General features: G+C 73.2%; 6 protein-coding genes. 2 read left to right on the top strand and 4 right to left on the bottom strand.

What is annotated here, in order from left to right; all coding sequences use genetic code 11:
• The coding region (gene uvrC / locus E1298_RS43570) for an excinuclease ABC subunit UvrC (RefSeq protein WP_131903245.1) at nt 1–1,501 on the bottom strand (1,501 nt) is incomplete at its 3' end.
• A 155-nt stretch (nt 1,502–1,656) separates the two neighbouring features.
• Between uvrC and E1298_RS43565 the strand changes: the two genes are divergently transcribed.
• Complete coding sequence (locus E1298_RS43565; protein WP_243726205.1) at nt 1,657–2,835, top strand: mechanosensitive ion channel family protein; 1,179 nt, start codon at nt 1,657–1,659, stop codon at nt 2,833–2,835.
• Here the strand turns inward: E1298_RS43565 and E1298_RS43560 are convergent.
• From E1298_RS43560 to E1298_RS43550, 3 genes are all read right to left on the bottom strand, one after another.
• Nucleotides 2,822–3,364 carry a Rieske (2Fe-2S) protein gene (locus E1298_RS43560; RefSeq protein WP_131903244.1) on the bottom strand — a complete coding sequence of 181 codons (543 nt, stop codon included), beginning with the start codon at nt 3,362–3,364 and terminating at the stop codon, nt 2,822–2,824. The genes E1298_RS43565 and E1298_RS43560 overlap by 14 nt on opposite strands.
• Before the next feature lie 107 nt (nt 3,365–3,471).
• Nucleotides 3,472–3,918: a Rieske (2Fe-2S) protein gene (locus E1298_RS43555; RefSeq protein WP_243726204.1), complete on the bottom strand. Its 447-nt coding sequence runs from the start codon at nt 3,916–3,918 to the stop codon at nt 3,472–3,474.
• 82 nt (nt 3,919–4,000) lie between these two features.
• On the bottom strand, nt 4,001–4,990 hold the full coding sequence (locus E1298_RS43550) for a nitrilase family protein (protein ID WP_131903243.1): 990 nt from the start codon (nt 4,988–4,990) through the stop codon (nt 4,001–4,003).
• A 91-nt stretch (nt 4,991–5,081) separates the two neighbouring features.
• On the opposite strand from E1298_RS43550, the gene E1298_RS43545 reads away from it, so the two are divergent.
• Nucleotides 5,082–5,589 (top strand): LysR family transcriptional regulator (locus E1298_RS43545; RefSeq protein ID WP_131903242.1); only part of this gene is annotated, 508 nt, incomplete at its 3' end.

Below are 5,589 nucleotides of genomic sequence, written 5' to 3'. Positions count from 1 at the left end.
CCCCGGCCCCTCCGGCATCCGCTCCATCACTCTGGGGGGACGACCCCCCAGCCCCCCCGGCAACCGCTTCTGCGGGGTCGCCGAGCGCGTCCAGTTCGCCCATCTTCTCGCTCTCCGCCAGGTAGCGGCGGAACCTGCGGGTGATCACCTCGTGGATGGAGCGGACGTCGTCCTGCCCCTCGACCGCCTTGATCGTGAAGCGGCGGTACTCGCTCTTGCGGGCCAGGCCGTCCTCGAACACGACCATGGAGGCGACCACGTTGGTGCCCTGGAGGTTGGAGACGTCGTAGCACTCGATGCGCAGCGGCGCGTCGTCGAGCTCCAGGGCCTCCTGGATCTCCTGGAGCGCCCGGCTGCGGGTCGTCAGGTCGGACGCGCGGCGGGTCTTGTGCTGCTTGAGCGCCTCGTGGGCGTTGCGGGCGACCGTGTCGAGCAGGGCCTTCTTGTCGCCGCGCCGCGGGACCCGCAGGTGGACGGGCCCGCCGCGCTGCTCGGCCAGCAACTCGGTCATGGCCTCCTCGTCGGGCGGGACGGCCGGGACGAGCACCTCGCGGGGCACCGAGTCGCTCTCGCTGTAGATCTGGATGAGGAAGTCCTCCACCAGGTCGGCGGTGGTGACGTGCTCGACCTTGTCGACCACCCAGCCGCGCTGGCCGCGGATCCGGCCGCCGCGCACGTAGAACACCTGGACGGCGGCCTCCAGCTCGTCCTCGGCGAAGGCGATCATGTCGCAGTCGATGGAGTCGGCGAAGACGACCGCCTGCTTCTCCAGGGCGCGCTCCAGGGCGCGGAGGTCGTCGCGGAGCCGGGCGGCGCGCTCGTACTCCTGCGAGGCGGCGGCCTCGCGCATGTCGCGTTCGAGGCGCTTGGTGAAGCGGGCGGCGTTGCCCGCCATGAAGTCGCAGAAGTCGTCGGCCAGCAGGCGGTGCTCCGCGGGCGAGACGCGGCCGACGCACGGCGCCGAGCACTTGCCGATGTAGCCGAGCAGGCAGGGCCGGTCGAGCTGGTGCTGCCGCTTGAACACCCCGGCGCTGCACGTGCGGACGGGGAAGACGCGCAGGAGCTGGTCGACCGTCTCCCTGATCGCCCACGCGTGGGAGTACGGGCCGAAGTAGCGCACGCCCTTGCGCTTGGCACCCCGCATCACCATCACCCTCGGGAACTCCTCGTTGAGGGTGACCGCGAGATACGGATAGGACTTGTCGTCGCGGTAACGGACGTTGAACCGGGGGTCGAACTCCTTGATCCAGGAGTATTCGAGCTGGAGCGCCTCGACCTCGGTGCCGACCACCGTCCAGTCGACCCGCGCCGCCGTCTGCACCATCGTCTGGGTGCGCGGATGCAGCGCGGAGAAGTCGGCGAAGTAGGAGTTCAGCCGCGAGCGCAGGCTCTTCGCCTTGCCCACGTAGATGACCCGGCCGTGCTCGTCGCGGAATCGGTACACCCCGGGCGATTCCGGGATGGAGCCCGGAGCGGGTCGGTAGGTCGCCGGATCTGCCACGGTAAAAGCCTAGTGGGCCCCACCGACAGGCCGCGCTGCAGCGCACCCGCCGCCAGGGTGACGGAGATCTCCCCAGGACGGCCGAGTGATCGTAAAAACATCGGAAAGGGAGGCCCGGACCGGTTGTCGCACGCTCGGAGGAGGTCGCAGCGAACGTGTCCGCGCTCTGGGCATGGATCGTCCTGGCGGCGGTGGTCGCCACGTCCGTGATCGTCGTGGAGGGGGGCCGCCGGCTGCTCGCCGGCCGCCTGTCGGAGCGCTGGCCGGGGGCGGGCCGCGCCGCCCGGCGCTGCACGGCGCCGGCGTTCGCGTTCGCGGCCGTGGTCGGCGCCAGCGCCGCCATGCCGTACCGGGCCCTGCCGGACGGCCCGGACGACGCCGTGCGGCATCTGGTGCGGATCGCGGCCATCGGCGTCACGACCTGGCTGGTGCTGCGGATCGCCTACGCGCTCACCGACCCGCCGCTGGCGCGGCTGATGCGCATCGAGGGCGAGCGCAACCGGCGGGCCAGGCGCGCCCGCACGCAGATGATGCTGCTGCGGCGCATCGCGTCCGTGGTGATCGTGATCGTGGCCCTGGGCGCGGCGCTGTTCACGTTCCCGGGCGTGCGGGCCGTGGGCGCCGGGCTTCTCGCCTCGGCGGGGGTCGCGGGCCTGGTCGTCGGGATCGCCGCCCGCCCGACGCTCGGCAACCTGCTGGCCGGGCTCCAGCTGGCGTTCAGCGACGCGCTGCGGCTCGACGACGTCGTGGTCGTCCAGGGCCAGTGGGGGCGGGTCGAGGAGCTGACGCTGTCGTACGTGGTGGTCTGGCTCTGGGACGACCGGCGGCTGATCCTGCCGGTGTCGTACTTCACCGAGCAGCCGTTCGAGAACTGGACGCGCCACAGCAGCCGCGTGATCGGCTCGGTCGAGCTGCACGTCGACTGGTCGGTGCCGCTCGACGAGCTGCGCACCGAGCTGTACTCGATGCTCCAGGACCACCCGCTGTGGGACCGCCGCGAGTGGGTGCTCCAGGCGGTCGACGTCCTGCCGAACGGGCTGGTCCAGCTGCGCGCCCTGATGAGCGCCGCCGACTCGGCGAGCGCCTGGGACCTGCGCTGCGACGTCCGCGAGCACCTGATCGCCCACATCCGCGCCTCCTACCCGGAGGCGCTTCCCCGCTTCCGGACGGGCCCGGACCCGGCCGCGGACCGCGAACCCGCGGACGGGCGGCCCGCGGACGGCGGACCGTCCCCCGGCGGGGAGTCCGCGGACGACAGCGTGCCCGCCGGCGGCGCGTGGGCCGCCCCGGGGAGGGACGGCCCGCCGCGCGCGGAGCCGCTCAGGCGAGCATGATCTTGCCGCCCTCGACGGTGACCTTCTTCTCCTTCAGCGGCTCCTTGGCCGGCGGGTTCGCCACCGAGCCGTCGGTGATCTTGAACTTGCTGCCGTGGCACGGGCAGTTGATCGTGCCGCCGGACACCGAGCCCACGCTGCACCCCCGGTGGGGGCAGGTGGCCGAGAACGCCTTGAACTCGCCCTGCGCCGGCTGGCACACCACGACCTTCTCGGCCTCGAAGACCTTGCCGCCGCCCACGGGGATCTCGCTGGCCGCCGCCAGCTCCTTGCCCCCGCCGACTCCGGCGCCTCCGGTGCCGGTCCCGCCGGCGGGGCTCTGGGCGCCCGCGTCGCCGCCCTTCCCGCCGTCGCCGGACGAGTCGTCGGACCCGCCGCACGCCGCCGCCAGCCCCGCGACGCCCGCGAGCCCGGCGCCGATGAGAAGCCCCCGGCGGGTGTTGCCCGCCGCCGGGGGCCCGGCGGCGGGGCGCTCCGCCGCGTCTCCCACGTCCGCCGCGTCCGCCTGCGTCCTGGACTCCTGTGGCATGCTCTCCGCCCTCCGCTCTGGGTCACTCCGGTCGCCATGTGTCACCGGTGATTACGTACGCGCGACCGCGAAGGTTCAATTCAGAACTAAACCGGTGTGCCGATGATTCAGACGACGACGATGCCGTCGCCCTTCACCTGGACCTGGTACTCCGTCAGAGCGCGCTTGGCGGGCCCGTGCCGGACGCCGCCGTCCGCGATCGCGAAGTCGCTGCCGTGGCAGGGGCACTTGATCAGCCCGCCGACGACCGTGGTGGTCAGGCAGCCCTGGTGCGTGCACGTCGCGCTGAACGCCTTGAACGCGCCCTTGGACGGCTGCGTCACGACGACCTTGGTGTCGGCGTAGACCTTCCCGCCGCCGACCGGGACGTCGGCGGCCTTCCCGATCTCCTTGCCCTTGAGGTCCTCGGAGTCCGTCTCCCCGCCTCCCGAGCCGCATCCGGCGAGCACGGCCGCACCGGCCACCCCGGCCCCGCACAGGACCGCGCGGCGCCCCACTCCCCCGCTCCCGGTACCGGCGTGCGGCGCGGTCCCGGGCATCACTTCGTCAGTCATGCACCCATGATCCTGGACGGCGCCCCGGACACCGCGCCGACCCACCGTCCGACCTGCGACTCCCGGGCGCCCGGTGGAGCGCTCAGGCGAGGCTGGACGGGGGCACGGGATCGGGCGAGAAGCGCGCCGTCCGGGGGTCGCGCTCCTCCCCCGTGCGGCGCGTCAGGATGTCGTAGAGCTCCGGCCGGCGGCCGCGCATCCAGCGCCGCCCGGTGGACAGCGGGAGCAGCCCGAGGTCCAGATCGGCGGTCACCCGCGCGTCCTCGGCCGCCCACGTCTCGGCCAGGATCCGGCCGTAGGGGTCGAGGATCATCGCGTTGCCGGTGCGGACCTCATCGTCGTCGCGGCCGACCCCGTTGCTGAACAGCACGAACAGCCCGTTGTCGTGGGCGCGCGCGGGCAGCCACCGCATGAGCCATCCGCGTCCGTCCGGGCCGCGGAACGCGGCCTCGACCGCCTCCCGGTCGCGGTGCCGCCCGTCCCAGAGCGGGAGCGGGATCGGCTTCATGCCGTGGGGGCTGCGCGAGGCGGTCCCGCCGGTCTGGTGCGGCGCGACGAGGACGGACGCGCCGAGCAGGGCGGTGGCGCGCACGTTCTCGACCAGGTTGTTGTCCCAGCAGATCAGGATTCCCATCCGCACGCCCCACGGGGTGTCGAACACCGTGTAGCCGTCCCCGCTGGAGATGGCCTCGTGCTCGAAGGCGTGCAGCTTGCGGTGCCGGTGGACGGCGCCGTCCGGCAGGCACACGGCGTAGGAGTTGAACAGCCGCCGGTCCTCGCCGGCCTCCAGGAAGCCCACGCCGATCCCGATGCCGTGCTCGGCGGCCAGCTCGCGCACGGCGGTGACCGACGGGCCGGTGAGGGGCTCGGCGAGCTCCCGGAGGCGCTCGGCGGGATGGCGCCGCAGGTGCCAGTACCCGACCACGCACATCTCCGGGAACGCGATCATCTGGACACCGTCGGCCGCCGCCCGTCCGGCGTGCTCGCGGACCTGGGCGAGGTTGTACGGCTTGTCGTCGGGCCGGTGCTCGAACTGCACGGCCGCGCAGCGCAGCGTCGCCGCCTCGGGCATGTCGCCTCCTCGGTGCTCGGACATCCCAGCGAACCCTGCCGGGCTTCCATTCGTCCAATGAATCTTTTTCTCCGTCACATAACATCCAGGAATGGAAATCCGGTTGCTGCGGGGCTTCCTCGCGGTCGTGGAGCACGGCGGCTTCGGGCGCGCGGCGTCGGCCGCCTCGATGACGCAGCCCGCGCTGACCAAGCAGATCCAGGCGCTGGAGGCGCGGGCCGGCGGCCGCCTCTTCCACCGGGGGCGGCACGGCGCCGCGCTCACCGGGCTGGGCGCGGCACTCCTGCCCGGCGCCCAGGACCTCGTCCAGCGCGCGGACGCCCTCGCCCGGCGCATGGACCGGCTGGCGCGCGGCGAGATCGGCCGCCTCAGCGTGGGGTTCGGGATGTCGAGCATCGAGCTGGCGCCCCGGGCCGTCGCCGCGTTCCGGCGCCGCCACCCGGGCGCCGACATCACACTGGACGACATGTCCACGCGGGAGCAACTGGAGCGCCTGGAGGCGGGCGAACTGGACGTCGGCTTCGTCCGCCTGCCGGTAGGCGACCGCTGGGGTCAACTCCCCCTCCGCACCGACCGCCTGGCCCTCGCCACCCCCACAC

This window comes from Actinomadura rubrisoli (assembly GCF_004349215.1).
Taxonomy (GTDB): domain Bacteria; phylum Actinomycetota; class Actinomycetes; order Streptosporangiales; family Streptosporangiaceae; genus Spirillospora; species Spirillospora rubrisoli.
Note: the sequence above shows the minus strand (reverse complement) of the source record. Positions and strands in the feature narration are given on the sequence as shown.